The sequence below is a fragment of the Pseudomonadota bacterium genome (assembly GCA_010028905.1).
Classification (GTDB): Bacteria; Vulcanimicrobiota; Xenobia; order RGZZ01; family RGZZ01; genus RGZZ01.
This window is the reverse complement of record RGZZ01000648.1, coordinates 1-2311: the sequence shown is the minus strand read 5'-3', so window position 1 is coordinate 2311 and position 2311 is coordinate 1. Positions and strand designations below refer to the sequence as shown.

4 protein-coding genes are annotated in these 2311 nt (G+C 65.2%); 1 reads left to right on the top strand and 3 read right to left on the bottom strand.

Going from position 1 to position 2311, the window contains the following annotated elements; translation table 11 throughout:
- Nucleotides 1–276, top strand: a 276-nt coding sequence (locus EB084_23945; GenBank protein NDD31315.1) for a hypothetical protein, incomplete at its 5' end; no start/stop codon positions are given.
- A gap of 74 nt (nt 277–350) precedes the next feature.
- On the opposite strand, the gene EB084_23940 is transcribed toward EB084_23945, so the two are convergent.
- The 3 genes from EB084_23940 to EB084_23930 form a co-directional block, all read right to left on the bottom strand.
- On the bottom strand, nt 351–1049 hold the full coding sequence (locus EB084_23940) for a hypothetical protein (protein NDD31314.1): 699 nt from the start codon (nt 1047–1049) through the stop codon (nt 351–353).
- Between the two features lie 88 nt (nt 1050–1137).
- Entirely contained in the window at nt 1138–1827 is a 690-nt protein-coding gene (locus tag EB084_23935) for a hypothetical protein (protein ID NDD31313.1), read from the bottom strand.
- Nucleotides 1824–2311, bottom strand: a 488-nt coding sequence (locus EB084_23930) for a hypothetical protein (GenBank protein ID NDD31312.1), incomplete at its 5' end; no start/stop codon positions are given. The genes EB084_23930 and EB084_23935, both read right to left, overlap by 4 nt.

Genomic DNA, 2311 nt, shown 5'->3' with positions numbered 1-2311 from the left:
CTGGCGACGGGCACCTATCTCTCTACGCCGCTCAAGGCAAACGCGACCTACATGGTCGTGGTCGTCCTGAAGAACAACGGACCGACCACATTCAATGGGACGGTGGGGGTGACGATAGAGGTGCGTGCAGGGGTTGCCCAAGCGCCTGTGCTCTCGACGAGCGAAAGCAAGAGCGTCGTCTGCGAGCCCAACCACGCGCCCTCGACCTCGTTCTTCCCCACGTTCACCACCCAGGTGGCGGGCCGGTACTGGTTCAAGGTCGCGCGCACGCAATAGGCTGCGCCTAAGAGACCGCGCCGCACGGACCACAGCGCGGCGGCGTGGTCGCCTTGGCTGAAGCAGCGTCGAGATCACGCCTTTCTCGACCTCTGCACGACCAGCAGACCACCCAGCATCAACGCCCCTCCGAGAACAAGTCCTCGCAGCGCCTTCTGCTGCAGGTCAAGGCGCGATTGCCGGCTTGCACGGGCTTGCAGTGCATATCGCATCGGACGAGGCGAAGCGAGATCGAGGGCTTGCGCGTCGCGTCGTCCCGCCGTTGGCACCGGAATGCGCGTCAGGCGGTCGCGCACGTGTGCCCAGTCACAGCTCGGTCCCGATTGACGTGCCAGTACCGAGGCCAGCGACCAGACCACCTCACGCTCGCGCAGCAGCGCCAACGTTCCCACCAGGGGAAGCGCTGCCTCCACCTCGTTGAAGCGCTGCTGCGCCAGGCGTTTGAGCACGGGCGCGCACACCACCGCCAATGCGAGAGCGCCACGGGCGGCATCTGGGATGCGAACCAGGTCGGCTGCCACCAGCAACCCGCACACCACGTCGGTGAATCTCCGCGTCATCGCCATCTCGGCTTCGAAGTGCCAGGCATATACCGCGGCCGCGTCAGGTTGGCCGACGGGCAGGCCCTCGAGCCAGCGTATGAGCAAGGGGGGTGGGGCACTCTCGAACGGCGATCCCGTTGAGGCTCGGTTGCACAGCGCGATCTCGCGACGGGTGCGCCGCTCCCAGGCGCGTTCAGCAAGAAGGCTGAGCGCTGCGGTGAGGGTGAGCATCAGAGGGCACCGCTTCTGGCGCGTGTGGCCCTGCAGTCTCCCTCGCCCTCCTCTACCGCCACTGCGCACGCAACACGGTCTCTCTACCCTACTTCTTCAGCAAGAAGAGGGTGAGGGCGTCGAGATCTGCTTGGGGCATCTCCTGGCGGTCGTACCCAGAGCCCATCCCGGACGGTGCGCTGTAGCCCGGCGCGATGAAGGCGTCGGGATTCCGGATGGACTGCTGGATGTAGGCCTTCGCGCTCAGCCCCGGAACGCGGCTGCCCGCTGTGGCACCGATGCCGTTCAGCGTGGGGGCATAGGTCGTGGAGGTTGCCGATCGGGTGCCGCTCAGCATGTGGCATGAGCCGCACTGGTAGGTGTCGTAAAGCTTCGCGCCCCTATCGGCCTCTGAGACGCGATAGCCCGTCACGGTCTCCGGATTGCCTTTGGGCGGTGTCACGGTGACCTTGTAGCTCACCACCTTGCGGTCGAAGCCATCGCGATCGACCACCTGCGAAGTGGTGATGTCGAGATCGTAGGAATACATCTCGAACGGAGGATCGAATCTTCGCCCGGATACGTGGGCGGGCTGCACGTCGGCAACGGGCTCAGCAATGATGGCGTCGACCTGCGAGCACATCAGCATGGTGGTGCGGGTCATCTCCTGTGCCCGCAGCTGCGGGGCGCTGCCGAAGACGAAGAGGCTCGCAAGGTAGGTCACCGCCGTGAGCACCAGGAACACCGCGAGCACGAGCTCGAGCAGGCTCAGTCCACGCCGATGCAGGCTTCGCCTCATCGCGAGACCACCGCAACTTCGAGAGAGAGCGGAATGGAAGGCAGATCGGCACGCGACGCCTCGTAGACCGATGCCGCGGCCTTCAACCCGATATCGAGACGCACGTGTTGAACCGCAGCGCTCCGTGAGACGAGCGAGAGGCTGAACGCATTGATTCCTTTCGCAACCACCCGCCCATCCACGTCGCCTCCACCGATGGGATCCCACGTCGTGGGGTCAGACGCAACGAAGGAGCTGAGATCACACAGCTTCTTGCGGATCTCGCCGGACGAGGCGTCGAAGGTGTAGACCGCCGCGACAGCCTGCCCGCCAGAGGCCTCTCCCTTGAACGAGAAGCGCAGCGGCCGATCGCGTGTGACAGCCAGCACCGCACCGATCTTTGCGGAAGAGAGGCTGGGCCAGAAGAAGTCCTGACAGCCGCGGATCTCGTTCGCCATGGCGTGGAGCGTGTTGGCCGCCAGGCGATAGTTCGTCACCACCTCGG